The organism is Streptacidiphilus sp. EB103A (genome assembly GCF_041261405.1).
Classification (GTDB): Bacteria; Actinomycetota; Actinomycetes; order Streptomycetales; family Streptomycetaceae; genus Streptacidiphilus.
In genome coordinates, this window is the sequence record NZ_JBGCAQ010000011.1 from 38,018 (window position 1) to 62,296 (window position 24,279).

Below are 24,279 nucleotides of genomic sequence, written 5' to 3' on the forward strand. Positions count from 1 at the left end.
GACCGTCATGGACACCAGCATCGCGCCGCACGCCGCCGACAGCCACGATCTGATCCGCGTGCTCGGCGCGCGCGTGAACAACCTCAAGGACGTCAGCATCGAGATCCCGAAGCGTCGGCTGACGGTGTTCACCGGCGTCTCCGGTTCGGGCAAGAGCTCGCTCGTGTTCAGCACCATCGCCGCGGAGTCGCAGCGGCTGATCAACGAGACCTACAGCGCGTTCGTGCAGGGCTTCATGCCGACCCTGGCGCGGCCCGAGGTCGACGTGCTGGACGGGCTGACCACCGCGATCATCGTGGACCAGCAGCGGCTGGGCGCCGACCCCCGGTCCACGGTCGGCACCGCCACCGACGTCAACGCGATGCTGCGCATCCTCTTCAGCCGGCTAGGGCAGCCGCACATCGGCTCGCCGAAGGCGTTCTCCTTCAATGTCGCCTCGATCAGCGGCGCGGGGGCGGTCACCATGGAGCGCGGCGGCCAGACCGTGAAGGAGCGTCGCGAGTTCGCCATCGTCGGGGGGATGTGTCCGCGCTGCGAGGGCCGCGGCTCGGTCACCGACATCGACCTCACCCAGCTCTTCGACGACTCCAAGTCGCTCGCCGAGGGCGCGCTCACCGTCCCCGGCTACAAACCGGGGGGCTGGAGCTACCGGCTCTACAGTTCCTCGGGCTTCTACGACCCGGACAAGCCGATCCGTCAGTACACCAAGAGGGAGATGTACGACTTCCTCCACCGCGAGCCGGTCCGGATGAAGATCGAGGGCATCAACATGACCTACGAGGGGCTGGTCCCTCGTATTCAGAAGTCCATGCTCGCCAAGGACAAGGAGGGCATGCAGCCGCACATCCGGGAGTTCGTGGACCGGGCGGTCACTTTCACCACCTGCCCCGACTGCGAGGGGACCCGGCTCAACGACGCGGCCCGGTCGTCGCGGATCGGCGGGACCAACATCGCCGAGGCGTCCGCGATGCAGATCAGCGACCTGGCCGAATGGGTGCGCGGTCTGGACGAGCCCTCGGTCGCGCCGCTGCTCGCCTCGCTGGGGCACACGCTCGACTCGTTCGTGGAGATCGGCCTCGGCTACCTCTCGACCGACCGGCCGGCGGGCACGCTGTCGGGCGGCGAGGCCCAGCGTGTCAAGATGATCCGCCACCTCGGCTCCTCGCTCACCGACGTCACCTATGTGTTCGACGAGCCCACCATCGGCCTGCACCCGCACGACATCAGCCGGATGAACGACCTGCTGCTGCGGTTGCGGGACAAGGGCAACACAGTGCTCGTCGTGGAGCACAAGCCGCAGACGATCGCGGTCGCCGACCATGTGGTGGACCTCGGCCCCGGCGCCGGCACGGGTGGCGGCACCGTCTGCTTCGAGGGCAGTGTCGAGGGGCTGCGGTCCAGCGGCACCGTCACCGGACGGCACTTCGACGACCGGGCCGCCCTCAAGGAGAAGGTGCGGACGCCCACCGGCGCGCTGGAGATCCGCGGCGCGACCGAGCACAACCTGCGCGACGTCGACGTCGACATCCCGCTCCGGGTGCTCGTCGTGGTCACCGGCGTGGCCGGCTCCGGCAAGAGCTCGCTGGTCCAGGGGTCGCTGGTGAAGGGGTCGCTGGTGAAGGGCACAGGGGCTGACGGCGCCGGCGTGGTGTCGATCGACCAGGGTGCGATCCGCGGCTCCCGGCGGAGCAACCCGGCGACCTACTCCGGCCTGCTGGAACCGATCCGCAAGGCGTTCGCGAAGGCCAACGGCGTGAAGCCGGCCCTGTTCAGCGCCAACTCCGAGGGCGCCTGCCCGAACTGCAACGGCGCCGGGGTGATCTACACCGACCTGGCGATGATGGCCGGCGTGGCCACCACCTGCGAGGAGTGCGAGGGGAAGCGGTTCCAGGCGGCGGTCCTGGACTACCACCTGGGCGGCCGCGACATCAGCGAGGTGCTCGCGATGTCGGTGACCGGGGCCGAGGAGTTCTTCGGCGCCGGCGAGGCGCGCACTCCGGCCGCGCACGCCATCCTCGGACGGCTCGCCGACGTCGGGCTCGGCTACCTCACCCTAGGCCAGCCGCTCACCACGCTGTCCGGCGGCGAACGGCAGCGGCTCAAGCTGGCCACCCACCTGGCCGAGAAGGGCGGCGTCTACGTCCTCGACGAGCCGACCACCGGCCTCCACCTCGCCGATGTCGAGAACCTGCTCGGCCTGCTCGACCGGCTCGTCGACGCCGGCAAGTCGGTGATCGTCATCGAGCACCACCAGGCGGTCATGGCGCACGCCGACTGGATCATCGACCTCGGCCCCGGCGCCGGCCACGACGGCGGCCGGATCGTCTTCGAGGGCACGCCCGCAGACCTGGTGGCGACCCGCTCCACCCTCACCGGCGAGCACCTCGCGGACTACGTCGGCGGCTGACCGCACCGCCGGTCGGATTCGGGTATGGCACGATTTCGAGAGTGACCAGCAAACCTGACGAGGCCCAGCGCCTGCGCGACCTGGTACGGCTGCGGCGGATCCGCGACCGGATCGACCGGGAGTACGCGCAGCCGCTGGACGTCGAGGCGCTGGCCCGCGGCGAGCACATGTCGGCCGGGCACCTCAGCCGCGCGTTCCGGCTCGCCTACGGCGAGTCGCCGTACAGCTATCTGATGACACGACGGATCGAGCGGGCCATGGCGCTGCTGCGCCGTGGCGACCTCAGCGTCACCGAGGTCTGCTTCGAGGTCGGCTGCTCGTCGCTGGGCACCTTCAGCACGCGCTTCACCGAGCTGGTCGGGGTGCCGCCCAGCGTCTACCGGCGCGACGGCGCACGCACGACGGCGGGAATGCCGTCGTGCGTGGCGAAGCAGGCGACCAGGCCGGTGCGGAACCGGGAGACGCCGACCGGCGAGGCGACCTAGGACCTGGGTCTGGTCTGCCGGGGCGTCAGCCGAGGCTGTCCCGCAGGCGCTGGAGCGTGGTCGCGGCGTTGGCCAGTCCTGCGGCCCGGGCCTCGGCGGCGGCCTTGGCCAGACGCTCCTGTGCCGCAGCGGCCCGGTCCAGGGCCCGTCCCTCCATGAGCGCCGCCATCCGGATCGCCTCGAAGCGGGCCGGCACGGTGGCATGGCCCGCCTCCTCGTAGCAGACGATCGCCTGCTCGAAGGCGGCCAGCGCGTCCCCGGGGTCGCCCACGGCGGCATGGACCCGTCCGCGGGTGTAGCAGCACTGCGCCCGGTCGACCTCCACGCTGATGAACTGTTCGCGCGCGGCGTCCGGGAACTCCTCGCGCAGCCGGTCGGCCCGGTCCACATAGCCGAGCGCTTCTTCGGCCGCCTCCGCGCCCCGGGCGTCGACCGCCTCGACGGCGAGGGTGCGCAATGCGTCGGTCAGGTCCGGGATGCACGGGGACTCCGCGTTGGAGGCCAGCGCGCGCTCCAGCGCCGCCCGCGCGCCCTCCCAGTTGCCCGCCTGGGCGAGCGCGCCCGCGGCCCCCGCCGCGGCGGAGGTCAGCGGCCCCTTCTCGGACCAGCGGCTGACGGCGTCGGCCAGGAGCAGGAACTCCGCCGCGGCGTCGCGCGGCTCGCCGATCGTCAGCAGGGCGTTGGCCAGGTCGACCCGGATCTGCGCCGTCAACTGCTCGTCCGCGGAAGGCGTCGCGGCGCCGTCGGGTTGGGTGTCGCGGCCGTTGTCGCCGTCGGCGCTCGCAGAGACGACCGGGCCGGCCGGGTCCAGCAGCGTCTCCAGCACGGCCACCGCGTCGCCGGTCGAACCCTGCGCGAGCAGCGCCCGGCTCAGCTCCCAGCGTGTCTCGCGTGCCTGCGGCGCCTTGCCTTCGCGGTCCAGCCGCGCCGCCGCCTCGGAGAACGCCCGTACCGACGTCGGGTACTGCTTGGCCCGCAGCGCCATGCTGCCGAGCAGCCGGTGCAGCGGCGTCAGGTCGTCCGCCTCGACCTCCGGCGTGGCCTCGGCCAGTCCCCGTTCGAGCTCGGCCATCGCCTCGGCGGGCCGTCCCTGTCCGCCGAGCGCGAGCGCCAGCATGAGACGGCCGCGAGGAAGCCGCCACGGCCAGTCCTGCTCGGTGAAGATCTCGATGGCGCGACGGGCCGAGGCTTCGGCCTCCACCGCCTCGCCGTGCCTGGCCTGGAACTCGGCGAGCACCTCAAGGGCCACCGTGGACTGTGCCGGCCGCTCGGCGGCGGAACCTTCGGCGATCAAGGTCCTGGCCTCGGCGGTGAACAGTTCGGTCCACCGGGCGTGCTGTTCCGGGCTGCCGGCCCGGATCGCCGCCTGACGTGCCGTGAAGACGCGGCTCTGCCGCACCACCAGCTTCCGCCGCAGCGCCTCGCTCGCTTCCTCCTCTGTGGCGAAACCGGCCGAGATCAGCGCCTCGATGCGGGCCAGCAGTTCGTCGAGGACCGGCCAGGCCGCCTCCACCGCCGCGGGCGCGTCGGCCACGTCGTCGCGGACCGCCTCGCTCCAGGCGAGCCGCGACTCCGACGCGATCCCGCGCGCGGGCCGGCCGACCCTGGTGTAGTGCTCGACGGCCTCGCGCAAGCGGGCGGAACAGGCGTCCCAGTCCTTGCTGTTGGCGGCGCGCTGGGCCAGTTCCGAAGCGATCTCTCCGCGCAGCAGGTCGTCCACGGCGCCGGCGTCCGCACCCTCGGCGCGTTCCAGCAGCGCGTCCCACAGCGCCCGCGCGCCGGGGTGGCCCTCCTGGTCCAACCGGTGGACCTCGGCGACGAGTTCGGTGAAGTCCGCGGGCATCTCGGTGGCCGACGACGTCCGTGCTTCGACCGGCGCGGAGACCGAGGCGGCCAGCGGTCCCGCTTCCGAGGCCGGCGCCGAGGTCTGCACGCCCAGGTTCAGCTGCGCGACAAGCGGCCGGACGGCCAGTCGCTCACGACGGCGCCGTGACACCGCGTCGTTCCCGTTGCGGGCGTCGAAGCGGGATGCCAGCTCATCGGCCTGGGCGCTGACCGCGTCCTGGAGCGAGGCCACGCTCCACTCCGTCCCGTCCCTCAGCAGCGGTCCGGCGCACGGCACTTGGCCGTGGCCGGTCTCGACCAGCCGGGCCAGCAGCAGTTCGACGCCGGTGAGGAACTCCAGGCGGCTGGACGGGGCGGCGGTGAAGTCGAACAGCGCGCGGTTCTGCGCCAGCAGTTCCAGGCCGCGGGCCTCGTTGCCGGTGAGCGCGCAGAACTCCAGGTGCCGGCCGACCGGGGTGAGCTCGGACTCCTGGCCGCGCACTTTGCGATAGCCCGTCAGATGCGCGGCCCGGGCCTCGTCGTGCCGTCCGAGCCGCAGCAGCGGCAGCAGGGCCAACGCCTGGCTGCCGTGCGGCTCCTCGTCGCAACTGCTGCGGCCCTCCAGGGTCGGCCGGAGCTCGGCGAGGCCGCGCTCGTCCTCGCCGTGCGCGATGTGGTGGTCGGCGCGGGCTCTGGCCTCGCAGGCCTCGCAGTCGCTGAACCCGGTCCGCCCACGGGTGGTCCACAGCTCGAAGGCGAGCTCCTCCCGCTCACCCAACTGCTCCGCCAGGTAGTACTCCTGGGCATAGACCGGCTGCAGGTCATGGCCGGCCTCCCGGTAGCGGCGGCGCATCTCGGCGATCCAGCCGCGGACCGACGCGAGCGGCACGTCCGGCGTGGAGAGCAGCCCGGTGCCGACCCATTTGAAGAACCAGTACAGCCGGTGCACCTCCTGCTCGTCGAAGGACTCCGGGGTCTCGTCCCACAGCCGCAGCAGCCGTGCGAAGGCGACCGGGTACTTCACCGCCTCGCCGCTGCCGTGGTAGGCGCGCATCAGCTCCACCAGGGCCGAGACGGTGACCTCGGGGTCACCGAACGCCTCGGCGGCCTCCACCAGCTCCTCGGCCACCGCTGCCGTGGCGCGCCCCCTGGGGCGTTCCCGGTTCTCGGCCATCGCCTGGAAGAACTCTTCCTTCGTGGTGGGCGCGGTCATCAGCGGGCCTCCCCGGTTGTGGTGCCGGTTCCGGTGCTGGTGCCGGTTCCGGCGGCCTGGGTCGCGAACTCCAGCAGGCCCAGGAACGAGCGGTTGAGCAGGGCGTGGTCCGTCGGACGCAGCGGTCGCCGGGACAGCAGCAGGGCCTGGCCGTAGAGCGCTTCGATCGCCGTCTCCGACAGCTGTGGGTCGACCGTCCCGGCCAGCTCCGCGAGCCTGCGGATCAGCGGGTTGAGGTGGTTGAGGATCAGCTGGGCACGTGGTGCGGACGAGCTCAGCGAGCCGAGGATCCCGGCCCACAACTCGTCTGCGCCGGACGACAGTTCGGAACGCCGGCGCTCATGGCGGGCCTCCCGGTTGTCCACCAGCATCGCGGGCACCCCGACGGGCTGGAAGGAGCGCAGCGCCACATCGGTGTCGAGCCGGTCCGCCACCGCGCGGGCGCGCGCCAGGAACGCGGCGGCGGCGAGCTCGGCCGCCGGGTCGACGCTGTCGAGGTGCGCGGTGACCGTCTCCGGGTCCAGGTCCGCGACGCTGACACCGGGCCGTACCTGCGGGAGCTGGTGCACCAGTTCGCGGTCGTAGGTGTAGCCGCCGTTGACCACCCCGAGCCCGGCGGCGGCCGCGATCGGCGCGACCTGCCGGAACTCCTCGACGGTCTGGGTGACCAGCACCACCGGGTGGGCGCGGCTGAACTCGTCCAGGCTGACCGTGCCGTCCGTGGTCTCGAAGGGCAGCCACGGCAGCAGCAGCGCCAGCAGTTGGTCGTCGTACCTGGCCAGCGCCTTGACGGCGAGGTGGTGCACGTCCAGGAAGCGCCGCAGCAGCGCCAGGTCCGAGGCGGCGAGTCCGGTCAGCCACTGGCGTATGCGCTCGCCGATGGCGTCGCGGACGGCGGCCAGCGTCTCGTCCTCGTACAGCGCCTCCCGCGAGGCGGTCGGGCGCAGGCCGGTGGTGTCCACCACACAGGACACGAAGAAGGCCCAGTCCGGGACCAGTTCGGTGGCCTGGTCGGACAGCAGCATGCCCTTGAGGTGCACCCGGTTGCCGGACCGCTTGGTCGGGTGCGCGGGCGTCGGCAGTACGAAGGCCACGCCCTTGAGCCCGACCAGCGGGATGTCCAGGTCGATGGTGTCCAGTGGGGTGAAGTCGAAGACCGTCCGCCCGTACGCGGCCAGCGCCTCGCGGCGGGCGAAGGGCGAGCCGTACGGCCGTTCCCAGACCGGCGGGGTGTCGTTCACCCTGACCACGTCGCCGTGCCGGTCCACCACCTCGACCTCGTAGCGGAGCAACGAACCGAAGTGCCGGGCCAGTTGGAGCACCCGTCCGGGCTCCAGCCACTCGCTGCCGTCGGCGCGGGGGGCCAGGGTCACCGTGGTGCCGGGCTGCGCGACGGCTCCGCCCGGCAGCGTCCGGAGGCTGTACGTGCCGTCGCTGCGGCCGCACCATTCGACGGCGGGCGCACCCGGTTCCCGGGCGCTGCGCGACACCACGGTGATCTCGTCGGCGACGACGAAGCAGGCGAGCAGGCCGATGCCGAACTGGCCGATGAAGTCGGAGCGTGCGGCGGACAGGTCCAGGTTGCCGTCGGCGCCCCGCTTGGAGGAGCGGCCGATGGTGGCCAGGAAGGTGTGGACGTCGGCCTCGGTGAGCCCGACACCGGAGTCCTCGACCGTGACGCCGCCGTCGACGCCGGTACGGATGGTGATCCGGCCCGGGGCCGACGGGTCGAGCATGCGCCGCGCGGTGATCGCGTCGACGGCGTTCTGCAGCAGCTCCCGCAGATAGACCCGGGGGGAGGAGTAGAGATGGTGCGACAGCAGGTCGACGAGGCCGCGGAGGTCGACCTGGAACGTGTGGTCCGGCTCTGTGGTGCTCACTGTGGTTCCTACTTCCCCTTCTTGCATTCCTGCCGTGCCCTGGCGAAGACCTGCCCCGGATTCCCGGCGTAGCCCCAGGGCTGGCGGGTCGGACGGTCGCCGATGCGCCGGAACAGCTCCTTGGCGGAGCGCCGGTCGCCCGCGAGCCAGTACGCCATGGCGAAGGCGTTGAGGGCGGTACAGGGCGATTCGGAGGGAGCGAAGCCCGGGTGCAGCACCGATACGGCTGCGGCCCGGTCGAGTTCGGCACGGACCTGGTACCCGCGCATGTAGCCGGCCCGCTCGCCCTCTGGCAGGTCGAGCCAGTGCTCGAGGTGCGCGGTGGCGGTCAGCAGGCCCATGGCGCTGCCGGGCGGGGCCTGCGCCAACGACTCCCGGGCGAATTCGTGCATCTGCTCGTGGGAGCCGCCCCACTTGGCGCACAGCTGCTGCAGCATCGCCGAGTGCAGGGCGACGTGGTGCGGCGCGCGGCGGACCCCGGCCTCGAACCGTCGACGGGTCACTTCGAGGCCGTGCCCCAGACCGCGCGAGGCATTGGTCAGGGCGTGCCAGGGCGTGGCCGACTCCGGGTCCAACTCGACTGCGGTGTAGAGGTGTTCCTCGGCGGTACGGAGGAGCTCGTGGAAGGTCCGGAACTGCTGCTGGGAGACCTGGGAAGCATAGGCGCCGCTGCGCGCCTCCCAGGCCCGGGCGACCTGCCGCACGCCGGAGAGGGTGAGGGCGAGCGGGTCGTCCGGCCGCTGCTCGGGGAGCTTGAGCAGGAACTTGCTGCCGAGGTCCTCGACGGCGATGGTCAGCCAGGTCAGCCGGGCATGGTCGCCCCGGTCCCGGCAGGGTTGCAGGATCGCGGCGGTGGCAGACCAGTCCGCGGCCGTCACGGCCTTCCGGAGCGCCGTCAGCTCCGGGTCGCCGTAGCCGGGGTCGATCGGCACCGCTTTCGGTCCGCCGGTGGCGGGTTTGCGATTCGCGTACGCGCGAGCGGCGATGGAGGCCCCGAACCCGGCAGCGACCAGCAGCGAAAGGTTTGACACGTGTTCCCCCTCCAACGCCGGCTCGGCGGTTCGCGCGGCTGGCAGCCGCAGAATAGCCGACATCAGCAGCGCTGCCGCAGCAGGTTTTCGGGTGCTCCGCCGCAGTTGAGGGGACTTGTGGAGGTTCGGCGGCAGTGCATGGGAGCGGATCCGGGCAACCTTTTTCGGTTCCGGGGCCACTGAGGGGTGGCGCATGACCGCTGCGGCGGTGCGCGCCCGACCCCCGTCCTGACGCACGCACAGGAGAGACCCCAGCAATGAGTCCTACCCCCGACGCCGTTCCCGACCTGAGTTCGAGCCCGGCTCCGAGCCCCGACTCCCGCCCCCGCCACCGGGCGATCCGCCGCCCGCGCCGTCTCGCGGCCATCGGCATCGGGACGGTCACCGCTCTCGTCGCCGCCGGGGCGGTGGTGCACAGCGCCGGCGCGGCCACCGTCACCAAGGGCACCGGCTACAACTTCGGGTCCGGCTACTCGGCGATCAACGGGAGCTTCACCTCGGTGACCGCGAACTGGATCCAGCCGTCCGCCGTCTGCGCCGGGGGCAATCAGCAGACCGGCTTCTGGGTCGGGCTGAGCGGCGCCGGCACCATCGCGCAGACCGGCACCGCCGCGAACTGCAACGGCACCACACCGGACTACTACGCCTGGTGGGAGATGTATCCGGCGGCCGGCGTGCCGATGACCGTGAAGACCGCGCCGGGCGACCACATCCATGCCTCGGTCACCTACAAGGGGAACAATGTGTTCACCCTGACGCTGGCCAATGTCACCCAGGGCTGGACCAGGACCGAGACCGAGACCCAGGTCTCCACCGGCGGGACCCCCACCTCGGCGAACGTGATCGTCGAGGCCAACTCCGACAACGGTGACGCCGGCACGTCGGGCAATGTCACCGACTTCGGCTCGGTGACCTTCGGCGGCGCCACCGCCAACGGCAAGAGCCTCGGCAGCTACGACCTGTGGACCGGCAACCTCCAGGACATGAAGGGCGTCCAGGAGGACTCCGTCTCGGCCCTGAGCGGCGGTCGCAAGTTCACCGCCACCTGGCTGAGCACCGGGGGCTGACCGGGCTGCCCTGCGCAGTGCCCCGTCCCCGTCCCCATCCCCGTGTTCAGCCGCCGCTGAAGGCGGTGACCCCGTTGCCGGTGCCCAGCAGCACGCGGGAGCCGCTGAGCACCGGCGCGGCGAAGTGGGGGACGGGGCCGGTCGGCGCTTCGGCGAGGGAGCGGCCGGTGGCGGGGTCCAGGGCGTGCAGCGTGCCTGACGCGTAGTCGACGACCCAGACCGCGCCACCGCCGACGGCCGGCGATCCGGCCGCGCCCAGCGGGATGCGCCAGGCGGTGCGGAGCGCGCCGTCCGGACCGATGTCCACCCGGGCCAGGGCGCGGTCGCAGGGGACGAAGGCTGAGCTGCCCAGGACCGCCGCGGTGCCGTACGCGCTGCAGACCGGCGCCTGCGAAAGCTGGCCACCGTCGCCGCCGAGACGGGTGGAGTCGAGGACGAAGCCGGTGCCGCGCTTGCCCACGATCAGCACGAAGCGGCCGACGACGGCCGGGGTCATCGAGCCCAGGTCGAGATCCCGGCTGTTGTCGTCGGCCCAGGTGGCCGGGGCGAACCAGTCGGCGCGGGTCAGCGCGGGGGTGAGGTCCAGGACCGAGTCCGATCCGTCGTAGCCGGTGCTGGACGCGCCGTTGCCCACCGAGACGAAGATCCTGGCGGTGCCGCCGCTGCCGGTCACCACCGGGCCGCCGGTCGCCCAGATCCCGCCCTCGCGGCCGGTGGGCACGGTGTAGTCGCGTACCGGCCCGCTGCCCTCGGCAGGCACGGAGACCACGCCGCCGGTGTAGTCGCCGCAGTCCCCGTACAGTCCGCCGTAGGCGATCAGCACCCTGCCGTCGACCGCGGCCAGCGCGCCCCGCTGCTGGTGGGCGCGGGGGTCGCCGCGCGGGGGTTCCACCTCGCGGCGGCTCAGCAGCGCGCCGGTGGCCGGGTCGACCCCCACCAGTACGTGCCGTCCGCCGCTGAGCTCGGCGACGGCGAAGACCAGGCCGGTCGTCGGCTCGTAGACCGGGGTTCCGGTGATGCCCAGCGGGTCGATGTTGCCGCAGGGCAGCTCGTCGAGGCGGGCCGGGGTGCCGATGTGGCGCTGCCAGAGGATGTGGCCGTCGGTCCCGCTCAGGCCGTAGAGGGTGTCGTTCTCGGTCGCCGCGACGACGGTGCCGCGGACGACCAGCGGCTGGGCGTAGACCGCGCCGTCGAGGACCGTGCTCCAGGCCTTCCGGACCGGACCCGCCTGCGGCAGGCCGGTCACCGAGCCGCTGCGGGCCGCGTCATGGTGGTAGGTCGTCCAGTCACCGGGCAGCGACGGGTTTGGGTGGCGGCTGCCCGGGGTGAGCGTGAGCGGCGCGGGAGCCGGCGCGGCGACGGGCCCGGAGCCGCCGCAGGCTGCCGTGCCGACCAGCAGCGCGGCAGCGCAGAGCGGGACGAGGAACCCTGCCCGGGAACGCGCCATGCCCGACCACCTCCACGGTCCGGGTCGATCCGCCCCCAGTCTCCCGCACGCTCGGGGCCGCAGGCAGGTGCGAACCGGCCCGACCCTCCCGGCCCTAGCGCCCCTCCTGCGGCGTGCACCGGGCCGCGAGCACGGCGACGTCGTCCTCGGCGTCGGTGCCGTAGCGCATCAGCTGCTCCAGGAGGTCGTCCAGCAGCCGGTCCAGCGGTGGGTCGGGCGGGAGCTGAATCTCCGTCAGCCGTTGCAGCGAGCGGTCGATGTCCTCGCCGCGGCGCTCCACCAGGCCGTCGGTGTAGAGCAGCAGGGTGTCGCCGCCGACGCACGGCCGGGTGAACGAGGAGTAGCCGCCCTGGCCGGTGCCCAGCGGCGGGCCGGTCGGCACGTCCACGAGCTGCAGCCGGTTGCGGTGGTCCACGACCGCGGGCGGCAGGTGACCGGCGCTGGAGTAGGTGCAGATGCCGTGGCGGGCGTCGACCAGAGCCAGCAGACAGGTGGCCGGCCGCTCCCCGGCCAACCGGGCCATCAGCGCGTCCATCCGTGCCAGGATCTCGTGCGGCGGCAGTCCCTCGTCGGCGACCACCCGCAGCGTCGCGCTGTAGTGGCTCATGTCCACGGCCGCGGCGACGCCGTGGCCCATGACGTCGCCGATGACCAGCAGGGTCCGTTCGTCGGACAGCCGGACGCTGTCGAACCAGTCGCCGCCGACCAGCGCGCTGGTGCCGGAGGGCAGGTAGCGGGTGGCGATCTCCAGGCCCGGATGCGGATGGCTGGGGCCCGACAGCAGGGCGCGCTGCAGCTGCAGGGCGATGTGGTGCTCGCGGGTGTAGCGGTGGGCGTTGTCCAGGCTGATCGCGGCACGTCCGGCCAGGTCCTGGGCGGTGACGATGTCCTGGTCGGTGAAGGCGGGGGAGCCGCCCGCGCGGACCATGGTGAGGGTGCCGACCGGCGCCCCCCGCGCCGAGAGCGGGATCACCATCGCGGAGTGGATGCCCGCCTCCCGGTAGCGGGCCACCCGCTGCGGGTCCGGTGCGGAGCGGCTCAGCGCCTCGTCGCTGGGCAGGTTCTCGACGATCGGCTGCCCGGTCTCCAGACAGCGCGGAATGGCCGATCCGGGCTGGTAGTCCACGTACTGGCCGGGGGCTTCGAACATCCGCGACCGTTCGCGCAGCCGCGGCAGTGCCGCCATCGCGGCGCGGCGCAGCCGCAGCACTCCCGGGGGCGGCGGTCGCAGCTCGGTGGTGCCGTCCACCGGGATCACCTCCACCGTGGCGATGTCCGCGAGGGCGGGCACCAGGAAGGAGGCGAGCTCCTCGCAGGTGGTGTCCATGTCCAGGGTGGTGCCGATCACGGTGGCCGCCCGGTCCAGCATCGCCAGCCGGGCCCGCGCCTCCTCCAGGGCGTGCTGCTGCTCCCGGGCGTCGGTGACCTCCAGCACGATGCCGATGATGCCCAGCACCTGCCCGTCGTCCTCGATGCGGTGGTACGCGCCGTGCCAGTAGCGCCGCTCACGGTCGGACCCGGCCCGGGTGTGGCCGCTGGAGGTCACCTCCCTGGGGATGCCGTCGCCCAGGACCAGCCACAGCACGTCCTCCCTGGCGTCGATCCCGGGCAGCACCTCGCCGATGGTCCGGCCCAGGTGGTCGTCGGGCGGCACGCCGTTCATCCGGGCCAGGGTGGGGTTGACGTAGGCGTAGCGCAGCTCGCGGTCCAGCACGGCGACCCCCGCCGTGGTGCCGTCCAGCATCTGCCGCAGGATCTCCTGCGCCAGCGGCGAGGAGGCGTCGTTCAGCACGGCGGACGGCCCGGGGCAGCGGCCGGCTGCTCCCCGACGACGGACCTGCCGCGGTCGGACACCTCCTGGGTACAGCTCTCTCGGCCGAGCACTGCGGGATCCTCCTTGCCGTCCGATGCCGCCTCACGGTAACCGACCCCACCCCCGACCAGCGCCGTTGGCTCGCGGAAAGGGCCAGGAAGCCCGACGGCCGACGCTGCAACGGCCGGCGGCCGGGGACCTCCGCACCGTTCCCGCCGTCCCCGTCGCGGGTTACGCTCGCGGGCATGACTGCCACCACGCACCGCACCTGCCCGCTGTGCGAGGCGACCTGCGGGCTCACCGTCACCATCGGTCCCGGCCCCGACGGCGCCGGCGAGGCGATCGGGGTGCGCGGGGACGCCGAGGACCCGTTCAGCCGCGGCTACATCTGTCCCAAGGGCGTCGCCCTCGGCCAGCTGCACTCCGACCCGGCCCGGCTGCGCACCCCGTTGGTCCGGCGGGGCAGCAGCTGGACCGAGGTGAGCTGGGACGAGGCGTTCGCCGAGGCGGGACGGCTGCTGGCGCCGCTGCTGCGGGAGCACGGAGCCGACAGCGTCGGCGTCTACCTGGGCAATCCGACCGTGCACAACCTCGGGCTGAGCCTCTACAGCCGCACCCTGATCCAGGCCCTGGGCACCGGCTACCGCTTCAGTGCCAGCACCGTCGACCAGATGCCCAAGCAGGTCGCCTCCGGGCTGATGTACGGGACCGAACTGTCGATCGCCATCCCCGACATCGACCGCACCGACTACCTGCTCGTCCTCGGCGCCAACCCGATGGTGTCCAACGGCAGCCTGCTCACCGCCCCCGACCTGCCCGGACGGCTCCGCGCCCTGCGCCGGCGCGGCGGACGGCTGGTCGTGGTCGACCCGCGCCGCACCCGTACCGCCGAGATCGCCGACGAGCACCTGGCCATCCGCCCGGGCACCGACGCGCTGCTGCTCGCCGGGATCGCCCGGACCCTGATCGAGGAGGGCCTGGCCGACCCGGGCCCCCAGGCGGCTCCCCACCTCAACGGCCTGGACGAACTCGGCGTCGCCCTCAAGCCGTTCACCCCGGAGGCGGTGGCCGCCGCGACCCGGGTCCCGGCCGACACCGTACGCAGGATCGCCCGGGAGCTCTCCGCCGCCCCCAGCGCCGCCGTCTACGGCCGGATCGGGACCACCACCACCGCCTATGGCACCGCGGCGAGTTGGCTGGTCGACGTGGTCAACACGCTGACCGGCAACCTGGACCGCCCCGGCGGGGTGATGTGGCCCGAACCGGCAGCCGGCTCGCCCACCACCACGGGCGAGCCCGGACGGGGGCGCGGGGTGCGGGTGCCCGGCTCCCGCCGCACCCGGGTCCGCGGACTCCCCAGCGTCTTCGGCGAGTTCCCGGCCGGGGCCCTGGCCGAGGAGATCGACACACCGTCAGCGGATGCGGATGCGGATGGTTCGGCGTCCGGCACCGCGTCCGGGTCCCGACTACGCGGCCTGATCACCATCGCGGGCAACCCGGTCCTGTCGACCCCCAACAGCTCCCGCCTCGGCACCGCGCTGGCCTCGCTCGACGCCATGGTCAGCGTCGACGCCTACCTCAACGAGACGACCCGGCACGCGCATGTCGTCCTGCCCGCAGCCTCCCCACTCGCCCGCAGCCACTACGACCTGGTGTTCGCCTCCTTCTCGATCCGCAACACCGCCCACTGGTCGCCGCCGAGCCTGCCGCTCGGCCCCGGCGAGCTGGACGAGTCCGAGGTCCTGCTGCGACTCGCCGCCGCCGCGCTCGGCGGCACCGTCACCGCCCAGCAGCTCGACGACCTCACCGCCGCCGACACCGCCCGCCGCATCGCCGCCGACCCCTCCTCCCCGGCCCACGGTCGCGACCCCGAGGAACTCCTCGCCGCCGTCGCGCACCGCAGCCGCCAGGAGCGCCTGCTCGACCTGATGCTGCGCGGCGGCCCCTACGGCGACGGCTTCGGCGCCGAGCCGGAGGGCCTCAGCCTGGACGTCCTCGCCGCCGCCCCGCACGGCCTCGACCTCGGCCCGCTGCGCCCCCGCCTGCCCGGAGTCCTCCGCACCCCCAGCGGCAGGGTCGAACTCGCGCCCCCGCAACTGCTCGCCGAGGCCGCCCGACTGGCCGTCCACCTGGCCGAGCTCGGCTCCGCCCCGACGGACGGCCTGCTCCTGATCGGCCGCAGGCAGCTGCGCTCCAACAACTCCTGGATGCACAACGTCCCGCTGCTCGCCGGCGGCAGCAATCGCTGCACCCTCCAGCTCCACCCGGCGGACGCCGAACGCCTCGGCATCGACACCGGCCAACAGGTCCAGGTCCGCTCCCGGGTCGGCGAACTCCACGCCGAGGCCGAGGTCACCGACGGCGTCATGCCGGGCGTCGTCAGTCTCCCCCACGGCTGGGGCCACGACGACCCGGCCACCCGCCTCCCCCTCGCCGCCCGCGAACCGGGCGTCAACAGCAACGTCCTGACGGACGAGATCCCGCTCGACCTGCTGTCGGGAACCGCCGTCCTGAACGGAATCCCGGTGGAGGTACGGGGGGTGGTACGGGAGGTGGCGGCGGCAGCACCGTAGGTGCGCGCCGACGCCCCACGCTCCACGCTTGCAACGGCAACGCTGGCGGCGCGATCTTACCCGCCGTCTCGCGCCTGCCCGGCGCAAAGAAGGCGCTTCGCGCCGGCAACTGGGGCGGGGGTGGGGGCGCTCTGGCGCGGAGCGTTTCGCGGTGGGCGGGGGTAGCGCTCCACGGTTGCAACGGCAGCGTGTGGTGGGCGAGCTGGCCGCCGTTTCCCGGGCTCGCGCCCGGAAGGAAGCGGCTTCGCCGCGCGACTGGGCCGGGGGTGGCCTGGGTCCGGCGCGGAGCGTGCGGCGGGGGCGCGGGGCTGGGCGACTTCACCGATTTGGGGTCACTCGACCTATTTTGGGTCACTCTTTCGACGCCATATCGGACATAGCGGTCACAATTCGTCGGACGAGTGACCCCAAAGTAGGTCGAGTGACCCCAAAATCGGATGCCTCAGGCAAACCGGGGTCACTTTCGGGACAAGGTGCCACTTGATCATGCCGTTGTGCCCGATTCATCCCGGTATTCGTGTACCAAAAGTGACCAGGTGTACGAAAAGTGACCCAGGTTCAGCCGAAGACACACGGAAGGAACGTTTCTGCAGCCCCGGCACCGGCGCGCCGCCCGGCAACGCACGCCCCACCACCCCCTCCCCCTCTGCGCAGTTGGCCGCGAGCGACAGCGAGCCACCCCAGCCCGGGACCGAGCATCGTGCCCCATGGAGGTGACGGACGGTCAGCGGGAGCAAAGGCGCACGTCAGAGACGGGGGCGGGACGGGGACTCGGTCGCTAGAGGGATTCCGTCGTAGCGACGGTGGTGCCCCGCCTCCCCCGTGGTCGTGGTGCGGGCGAGGCGGGGCGCCGGTGTTGTCAGCGAGCTACCAGCCGACGGCGACCTCCAACCACTGCGGGTTGGAGTGGGAGATGAAGGAGGACTGGCCTGCGACGTCGTCGTAGGGGAAGCCGTAGGCGAGGTTGTTGATGTCGTGGTCGTGCCAGAACTTGGCGTAGTAGTTGGCCGGGGCGGCGAGGTAGTACTGGGTCGGGTCGGACTGCTGGGCCGTGGTCAGAGTGGCCACATGGCGGTTGAGGGCGGCGCACTCGTTCGGGTTGCTCGCGAGGACGCCGGCGCAGCCGAAGATGTCGGAGGTCGGGGCGTTGACGCCGACGGAGTTGGCGTAGGCGGTGAAGTAGTTGGCGTTCACGCCGCCGGTCTGGAAGCTGGGGTCGCTGCCGGGGGCGATGATCCGGTACGGAGCCTGGGTCTGCGCCAGGACCTTGAACTCGGCCGGCACCGAGTCGATGAACTTCTGGAAGGTGACCGACCGGTCCTCGGCGAAGGTCTGCTGGTCCTCGCCGACCTGGACGTCGTAGCCGTCCTTGGCGTGCAGGCGCATCGCCAGTTTCAGGCCGAAGGCGTCCACGCGGGTGGTGTTGCCGTTGAAGACGCTGGCTCCAACGGTGAACTCGATGAAGTCGAAGTACTGACTGGTCGGGGACCCCAGGTAGAAGTACATCCGGCCGGCGGAGTTGGCCGGCATGTCCAGGTAGGGCTGGTCGGCGATCGAGTGGGTCTGGCCGTTGAAGCTCCAGTACACCTGACTGTCGGGGTACTTGCCGTAGGTGCGGTTGAGGATCTTGACCTCGACGACGTTCTGCGCCGCCGGGATCGTGCTGGTGTCGCCCCAGAAGCCGTTGGGGTCGGGGGTGGTGGAGCTGGTCGGGCTGGCGGAGGCGGTCGGGCTGGCGGTCGCGGACGCGCCGGTGTGGACCTGGAACTCCCAGAGGGAGTAGCCGTAGGCGGTGGCTCGGGCGGTGCCGTTCATTCTGACGTAGCGTCCGGTGCCGGTGAGGTTGAGGGTCTGGGTGCCGCCGGTTGCGGTGGTGGTGGAGTAGACGGTGGTCCAGTTGCCGGTTCCGGTGTCGGAGACCTGGATCTGGAAGGCGGTCGCGTAGGCCGCCTCCCACTGCAGGACTACCTGGCAGATCTGCTGCGAGGAGCCCAGGTCGACCTGGATCCACTGCGGATCGCTGAACGCGCTGGACCAGCGGGTGCCGGTGTCACCGTCGAAGGCGGCCGAGGCGGGGAAGGTGGCGCTCTCGCTGGAGGACGCGGTGGCCGGATGGTTCAGCGCCGCATTGGCCGTGCCGCAGGCGCCGCTGGCGACCGGAGTCCCGTATACCTGAAACTCCCAGAGGGAGTAGCCGTAGGCGGTGGCTCGGGCGGTGCCGTTCATTCTGACGTAGCGTCCGGTGCCGGTGAGGTTGAGGGTCTGGGTGCCGCCGGTGCCGGTGGTGGTGGAGTAGACGGTGGTCCAGTTACCGGTTCCGGTGTCGGAGACCTGGATCTGGAAGGCGGTCGCGTACGCCGCCTCCCACTGCAGGACGACCTGGCTGACGGTGGCCTCGGAGCCGAGGTCGACCTGGATCCACTGCGGATCGCTGAACGCGCTGGACCAGCGGGTGCCGGTGTTGCCGTCGAAGGCGGCCGAGGCGGGGAAGGTGGCGTTCTCGGTGGAGGAGGCGGTTGCGGGCTTTCCCTGAGAGAGCAGTGTGCCTGCCGCCCGTGCGGGTGACTGGCTCACGGTCAGAACCAGGGCGGCGAGTACGGCGACCATCAGAGCGATGAGAAGGTACGGCCTGCGCCTGGTGCGGAGATGGACAGGAGTGCTGGTGGACATGGTCTCTCCTTGAACCGGGTGGGGGGTCCTGTGGAGCCTTGACCTCTCCCTGAGAGCGCTCTCTGAAAGGGGTGGTCGATGTCTACAGCGGTTGATGTGCGGGTGTCAATGTCCCTGTGTGCAAACGGGGTTGCGGAACCAAGAAGCCCCTCGGGCCCCGGCGCGGCCGGGTCCGAGGGGCTTCGGGTGAACGATCAGGCGCGGGCTGCGGTGATGGCCGCGCCGAGCGCTTCCTTGATGCGGGGGCCGAGGCGGGAGAAGCCCAGCTCCTTCATGGCGGCGCGGAGGAGTTCGTCCTCCGTGCGGTCGGTGCCGTCGCCGTCGATCCAGCGCACGACCGAGACGAGCTCGTCGGCGGAGTAGGCGGTGACCGGACGGCCGGCGGTGAACGAGGGCTTGCGCGGGCGGGACGCCGCCTTCGGCTCCTCGACTGCCTCGGGCTCGGCGATCTCCGCCTCGGCCCCTTCGGTCTCGGGCGCCTCGCCCTCGACAGCCTTGACCTCGACCGGCGCAGTCTCGGCAACCTCGACCACAGCCTCCGGTTCGACCTCAACCTCTACCTCGACCGTCACCGGTTCAGCTGCAACCTCAACGTCGGCGGCTTCCGCCTCCACCTGGACCTCGACCTCGGCCTCAACCTCGACCGTCACCGGCTCGACTGCAGCCTCGACCTCGACCTCGACCTCGACTTCCGCCTCAACCTCGGCCGCCTCATGCTCAACTTCGGCCTCAGCCTCGGCCACCGGCTCGACCTCTGCCTGAGCCACCTCGACCTCAGCGTCCACCTCAGCCTCGACGACCTCGGCTTCAGCCACCTCGGCCGCGACCCCCACCTCGGCCGCGACCTCCACCTCCGTCGCAACCTCCACCTCCGTCGCGTCGTCCGTCGCGCGGGGGGCGGGCAGCAGGTCGGTGGCGGTGGCCGGGGCCGCCTCGGCGGCGACGGGCGCCTCCGCAGGAGACGCGGCCTCGGCCGGGCCGAAGTGGCGGTCGCAGGCCGCGGTGACGGCGTCGGCGTCGGCTCGCTGCTCCGTCAGTTCGGCGAGCAGCTCGCCGTGGCCGCGCTCCTCGATGCTGTCGCGGAGCGCCCGCAGGGTGGGCAGCCGGTAGAGGGTGCCCTCGTCGGCGGCCAGGCGGTCGACCAGCTCGGCTAGCTCGGCGAAGGGCAGCTCGGCGAGCTCACCCTGCTCCGGCAGGAGCTTGCCGAGTACGGCCAGGCCGGTGCGGACGGTCTCGACGGACGGGGCCGCGCTGTCCAGCACCGAGGCGTCGCTGGGCAGCGCCGGGAGGGTGTCCGGGGCGAGCACGGCCCAGTCCGCGCGCTGCGCGGCGGCGGCGTTGATCGCCGTGTGCAGGGTGGCGCGACGGGTGCGCTTGGACACGGCGAGGTTGCGGGCGGCCTTGGCCAGCGCGCGGCGGTCGCCCCAGGACAGCTTCACGCCCTGCGCCTTGCGCTCGGCGCTGCTCGCGGTGGCGGCGGAGAGCCGGTCCAGGTCGGCCGACCGGTACGCGGCGGGGGTCAGCGTGGCGAGGGTCTCGCGGACCCGGAGCAGCAGGGCGACGGCCTCGGCCACCGCTGCCACCGTGTCCAGCCCGCCCAGCGGCGTGCCGGAGTCGAGCAGCTCGGCGGCCTCGCGGACGGTCGCCAGGTCGCGTCCGCGCAGCTCGGCGAGGACGGTCGAGGCGGCGCGGGCGTCCTCGGGGGTCGCCACGGTGCCGACCGCCGCGTACCAGGCGTGGGTCTCGGCGGTGAGGGTGAATCCGCCCTGGGCGGAGTACTTGAGCAGGTCGTCGCGGACGCCTGAGAGGACGTCCGACTGCTGCTCATCGTTCGGAGTGGCCGCGGGGGCCGTTGGTGTCTCGTCGGTGTTAGTCAGGTCGATCGTCGTCATGGTGAGGTCCGCTTCGTGGCAGGGAGGACTGCGGCGTCGGGGCAGAGTCATGCGCAGCGGTGGTCCCGTGCTGCGTGAACGCACACGATACGGGTGCGCTTGCGAGCGGCGCACGCACCCTGCCAATCCCCGGCGGAACATGCCGCAGGGTTCGTCCATTCGCCAGCCCTCGGCTGCTGCCGGGCAGCACCGGACCGCTGCAGCTCATAACACTATTGCCCCAGAGGAGTTGGGCGCACCTCAGGGTGCGCCGGACCGGACGCCGGGGCGCGTTGACGCCGGCGCTCGGATTTTCACGCCCCTCTCCCTACCGACCCGAACCCGTCCCCGGCGTCTCGTGCAGGCGGCGGAGCTCGGTCTTGAGGATCTTTCCTGCGGCCGAGACGGGCAGTGCGGCGGTGAAATGGACCGCGCGGACCCGCTGGTAGGGGGCGACCCGGGCGGCGACATGAGCCATCAGCTCGTCGGCGAGTTCGGGGGAAGCGCGGTAGCCGGCCCGCAGCATCACATGGGCGACCGGAATCTCCCCGGCCAGCGGGTCGGGAGCGCCGACGACGGCTGCGACGGCGACGGCGGGGTGCTGGTGCAGCAGGTCCTCCAGCGGGGCGGGATAGACGTTGTAGCCCTTGTGGATCAGCATGTCCTTCGCCCGGCCGACCAGGTACAGCCAGCCCTCCTGGTCGCTGCGGCCCAGGTCGCCGGTGCGCAGCCAGCCGTCCTCGAACTGTTCGGCCGTCAGCTCCGGATGATTGTGGTAGCCGTCGGCGATCTGCGGACCGCGCGCCCAGACCTCGCCGACCTCGCCGGTCGGCAGGGCCTCGCGGGTGACCGGGTCCCTGATCTCGACGACGGTGTCGAACACCGGGACGCCGACGCTGCCGATCGGGGCGGCCGTCGGCCCGCCCGGCGGGTGGCTGGTGAGCCCCATGGTGGCTTCGGTGAGTCCGTAGCCCTCGCTGATCTCCGCCTGCGGCAGCAGTTCGCGGAGCCGGGCCAAGGTCTCCGAGTCCAGCGGCGCCGCGCCCGAGCTGACCTGGCGGACGGAGGAGAGGTCGGCCTTGTGGACGGCGGGGGCGGCGAGCAGCGCGTGGAACAGGGCGGGTGATCCCGCCAGGTGGGTGACCTGCCACCGCTCGGCCTCGGCGAGGTAGCGGGCCGGATCGAAACGTCCGGAGACCACCACGGTCGTCGCGTTCGCGGTGCACAGCAGCTGGGTGACCAGGCCCATCGCGTGGAACATCGGGGCGACCGAGAGCAGGATGCTCTCGCCGATCGGGACGGTGCCGGGGCCGACGGCCTCCGGGACCTGCTCCAGGTACATGCCGCCGTTCCGGTCCAGGCGCGGCAGCGAGGCCCCGCGCCAGCAGCCCATCTGCAGGGCGTTGGCGACGGCGTGCCGGTGCAGGATCCGGACGGCCTTGGAGCGCCCGGTGGTGCCGCCGGTGAAGGAGAGATGGGCCAGGTCGTCGGGGTTCACCGGGGCCGCCGGGGCAGGGCGGGCGGTGAGCAGTTCTGCCAGTGGGGGGTTGCCCTCGGCAGTGCCCGGCGGGCGGCCCGGCGCCGCGTGGGTGGCCGGGACCTCGACGACGAACCGCGGCTCGGCGCCCAGGGCGGCACCGGATTCGCCGAGACTGCGGGTCCCACCGAGGCTGCGGGCCCTGCCGAGACTGCGGGCTTCGCTGAGGACGTGGGCGACGCCCGGGTGGGTGATCACCGCGACAGCGGCGACCTCGGCGAGCTGTTCGGCCAGGAGCCTGGCGGGCAGCAGCGGGCTGAGCGGGCTGACGACTGCTCCCGCGAGCAGGACCCCGAAGTAACTCAGGGTGTAGCGGAGCGAGTTGGGCTGGTGCAGGGCCACCACGTCGCCGGGGCGGACGCCGTGCTCCCGCAGCCCCTGGGCCAGACGCAGCGCCTGGTCGTACAGTTCGGCGAAGGTCAGCGACTCCTCACCGTCCCGCAGCGCCACCCGCTCCGGGTGACGGGCTGCGGTCCCGGCGAGGATGTCGCCGACGGTGCAGCGCGGATAGTCCAGGTTCTGCGGCATTCCCGGCGGCAGCAGCATCGTGGGACGGCCCCCTTTCCCGCTGTTCGTCCAGCTGGAGGGGACGCCCGGTGCGGTGGCGTCCCGCACGTGCAGTCTGGCAAGCGGAGGACGGTCCGGGAAGGGATCTGACTCAGCGGTGTCCCTCCCAGAGCTCGCGTTCTCGCGGCCGCGGATCGTACTGCACCTCGGGATCCAGGTCGAAGCGCATGGTGGCGCGATCGTTGCGGTCGTAGGCCGGCCAGCCCGGCTCGCCGGTGACCGCGAAGGAGACCCAGGCGGCGTGCATGGCGTCGGCGAGCCGCTGCGGGGGACTGGTTCCGAGCAGCTCGGCCATGGACTTGTCGTGGAGGTTGTCGAAGACGAAGGCCAGTTCGGTGACATGGCAGGCGCCCAGGCGGCCGTCGAAGGTGGGCGGCTGCCAGCCGAACTCGTAGAGGTGGACGGTGCCGTGGCCGTCGGCCTCACCCCGCTCGTCCTGCTTCCCCTGCCTCCCCTGCCTCCCCTGCCTCCCTTGGGCCTCGGCCAGGCGGATGGCGGGGATGCGGAAGAACCAGTCGGTGGCGAGGGCCGCCAGCAACTCCCCTGGTGAGGCATCGGGCTGCCGCCCGCGGTAGACGGCGAGGGCCTGCTCGGGATCGTCGAGGTCGTATCCGGTGGCGGTCTTCCGGGCCAGCTCCTCGGACACCAGGTCGAGCAGGCCCGAGGGGGTGAGGTAGAGGCGGAACTCGTCGCTGTTGGAGCCGATCAGCAGGTCGATCCCGGCGGCGGACCCCGCCGCCACTGCCTCCAGCGGTGGCACGGGGAGCAACTCTCCGTCGACCACGGGTTCCAGGGGCATCAGATTGCGTGCAGCCTCGCCCCACCTGGCCGGTTCGGGATCGGTCGCGATCTCGCCGCGCAGGCCCCGCTGGACGGAGAGGAGCCGGTCCGACGGCACGGTGGCGAACGCCTCGCGGGTGGCCGGAATGCCCAGCCGCTGTGCGAGATGACGGCCCACCAGCTCGGCCGTGCCCAGGGAAAGGGTGTGCTGGGCGGCGCCGCTCTGCAGGATCGCGCGACGGAACAGCCCCCGGGCCCGGGGCACGGCCAGCAGCGTGCCGATGCTCATCGCTCCGGCCGACTGGCCGAAGAGGGTGACCTGTTCGGGATCCCCGCCGAAGGCCGCGATGTCGTCCCGGACCCACTCCAGCGCGGCGATTTGGTCGAGCAGACCCAGGTTGGGCGGCGCCGGGTCGTCCGCACCGAGGTACAGGAAGCCCTCCACGCCCAGGCGGTAGTTGACGGTGACGCAGACGACGCCGTCGCGGGCGAAGCGGGAGCCGTCGTAGCCCGGGAGTGAGCCCGAGCCGTTGGTGAACCCGCCGCCGTGCAGCCAGACCATGACCGGCCGGCCGGCGGACCCGCCGTGAGTCAGCGCCTCGGCCGGAGTCCAGACATTGAGGTTGAGACAGTCCTCGCCCGGGATGTCGACCTCGGGGAGCAGGCTGTCCAGCGGCGCCGGGTACGGCGGCTTGGGCACGGTCGGCCCGTACGCGGTGGCGTCGAGTTCCCCCTCCCACGGCGCCGGTGGCTGCGGCGGTCGGAAGCGGTTCGCGCCGAAGGGCGGTGCGGCGTAGGGGATTCCCTTGAAGGCGACGGCGTCGCCCTCGACCGGCGTGCCGCGGACGGCTCCCCGGGAGGTTCGCACCACGGTCCGCACCATGCTGGGCGCGACGTTCGGCCTGTCACTCCGCTCACCAGGCTGCGTCAAGACGGTCTCCGTTGTGAATGCCTCGGCATGATGGGTGGTCAGTTGCCGCGGCTCCGACCGTAGGGCCGCGCCGACGGGCCCGCAACCGCTGCTCCGTTCGTGCGGGGTTACCGCAGCCGGGTCACGGCCGAACTCGGAGTTGACGTGGACCACCGGGGGCCCTCGATTCCCGGGTGCGGGTTG

At 72.4% G+C, this 24,279-nt stretch carries 13 protein-coding genes; 4 read left to right on the top strand and 9 right to left on the bottom strand.

Translation table 11 applies throughout. The features are described 5' to 3' along the window. Window positions 1-7: 7 nt before the first annotated feature. Window positions 8-2,407, top strand: a complete 2,400-nt coding sequence (locus ABH941_RS19240) for an ATP-binding cassette domain-containing protein (RefSeq protein WP_370130629.1) — start codon at window positions 8-10, stop codon at window positions 2,405-2,407. 41 nt (window positions 2,408-2,448) lie between these two features. Then, window positions 2,449-2,892, top strand: a complete 444-nt coding sequence (locus ABH941_RS19245; RefSeq protein WP_370130630.1) for a helix-turn-helix transcriptional regulator — start codon at window positions 2,449-2,451, stop codon at window positions 2,890-2,892. A gap of 25 nt (window positions 2,893-2,917) precedes the next feature. On the opposite strand, the gene ABH941_RS19250 is transcribed toward ABH941_RS19245, so the two are convergent. Genes ABH941_RS19250 through ABH941_RS19260 form a run of 3 tightly spaced genes read right to left on the bottom strand, consistent with a single transcriptional unit; the run spans window position 2,918 to window position 8,840 of the window. Beyond that, window positions 2,918-5,929 carry a hypothetical protein gene (locus ABH941_RS19250; protein ID WP_370130631.1) on the bottom strand — a complete coding sequence of 1,004 codons (3,012 nt, stop codon included), beginning with the start codon at window positions 5,927-5,929 and terminating at the stop codon, window positions 2,918-2,920. Next, the gene (locus ABH941_RS19255; RefSeq protein WP_370130632.1) at window positions 5,929-7,809 is read right to left on the bottom strand and encodes an HSP90 family protein; all 1,881 of its coding nucleotides are present in this window, start codon (window positions 7,807-7,809) and stop codon (window positions 5,929-5,931) included. Before ABH941_RS19255 ends, ABH941_RS19250 begins: the two co-directional genes overlap by 1 nt. 8 nt (window positions 7,810-7,817) lie before the next feature. After that, window positions 7,818-8,840 carry a hypothetical protein gene (locus ABH941_RS19260; RefSeq protein WP_370130633.1) on the bottom strand — a complete coding sequence of 341 codons (1,023 nt, stop codon included), beginning with the start codon at window positions 8,838-8,840 and terminating at the stop codon, window positions 7,818-7,820. A gap of 257 nt (window positions 8,841-9,097) precedes the next feature. On the opposite strand from ABH941_RS19260, the gene ABH941_RS19265 reads away from it, so the two are divergent. Next, complete coding sequence (locus ABH941_RS19265) at window positions 9,098-9,907, top strand: G1 family glutamic endopeptidase (protein ID WP_370130635.1); 810 nt, start codon at window positions 9,098-9,100, stop codon at window positions 9,905-9,907. 46 nt (window positions 9,908-9,953) lie between these two features. On the opposite strand, the gene ABH941_RS19270 is transcribed toward ABH941_RS19265, so the two are convergent. Together ABH941_RS19270 and ABH941_RS19275 are read right to left on the bottom strand one after the other, a co-directional pair. Continuing rightward, window positions 9,954-11,354, bottom strand: coding sequence for a PQQ-binding-like beta-propeller repeat protein (locus tag ABH941_RS19270; RefSeq protein ID WP_370130636.1), 1,401 nt, complete (start codon window positions 11,352-11,354; stop codon window positions 9,954-9,956). A gap of 94 nt (window positions 11,355-11,448) precedes the next feature. Continuing rightward, on the bottom strand, window positions 11,449-13,146 hold the full coding sequence (locus ABH941_RS19275; RefSeq protein ID WP_370130638.1) for a SpoIIE family protein phosphatase: 1,698 nt from the start codon (window positions 13,144-13,146) through the stop codon (window positions 11,449-11,451). 266 nt (window positions 13,147-13,412) lie between these two features. On the opposite strand from ABH941_RS19275, the gene ABH941_RS19280 reads away from it, so the two are divergent. Continuing rightward, complete coding sequence (locus ABH941_RS19280; RefSeq protein ID WP_370130640.1) at window positions 13,413-15,740, top strand: molybdopterin-dependent oxidoreductase; 2,328 nt, start codon at window positions 13,413-13,415, stop codon at window positions 15,738-15,740. Window positions 15,741-16,607: 867 nt separating this feature from the next. On the opposite strand, the gene ABH941_RS19285 is transcribed toward ABH941_RS19280, so the two are convergent. From ABH941_RS19285 to ABH941_RS19300, 4 genes are all read right to left on the bottom strand, one after another. Further along, window positions 16,608-18,347 (bottom strand): discoidin domain-containing protein, encoded by a 1,740-nt coding sequence (locus ABH941_RS19285; protein WP_370130829.1) that lies wholly within the window; start codon window positions 18,345-18,347, stop codon window positions 16,608-16,610. Between the two features lie 257 nt (window positions 18,348-18,604). Beyond that, window positions 18,605-20,302: a hypothetical protein gene (locus ABH941_RS19290; protein ID WP_370130642.1), complete on the bottom strand. Its 1,698-nt coding sequence runs from the start codon at window positions 20,300-20,302 to the stop codon at window positions 18,605-18,607. Window positions 20,303-20,609: 307 nt separating this feature from the next. Beyond that, window positions 20,610-22,364, bottom strand: a complete 1,755-nt coding sequence (locus ABH941_RS19295; protein WP_370130643.1) for a class I adenylate-forming enzyme family protein — start codon at window positions 22,362-22,364, stop codon at window positions 20,610-20,612. Between the two features lie 112 nt (window positions 22,365-22,476). Then, on the bottom strand, window positions 22,477-24,036 hold the full coding sequence (locus ABH941_RS19300) for a carboxylesterase/lipase family protein (RefSeq protein ID WP_370130644.1): 1,560 nt from the start codon (window positions 24,034-24,036) through the stop codon (window positions 22,477-22,479). Window positions 24,037-24,279: the final 243 nt, after the last annotated feature.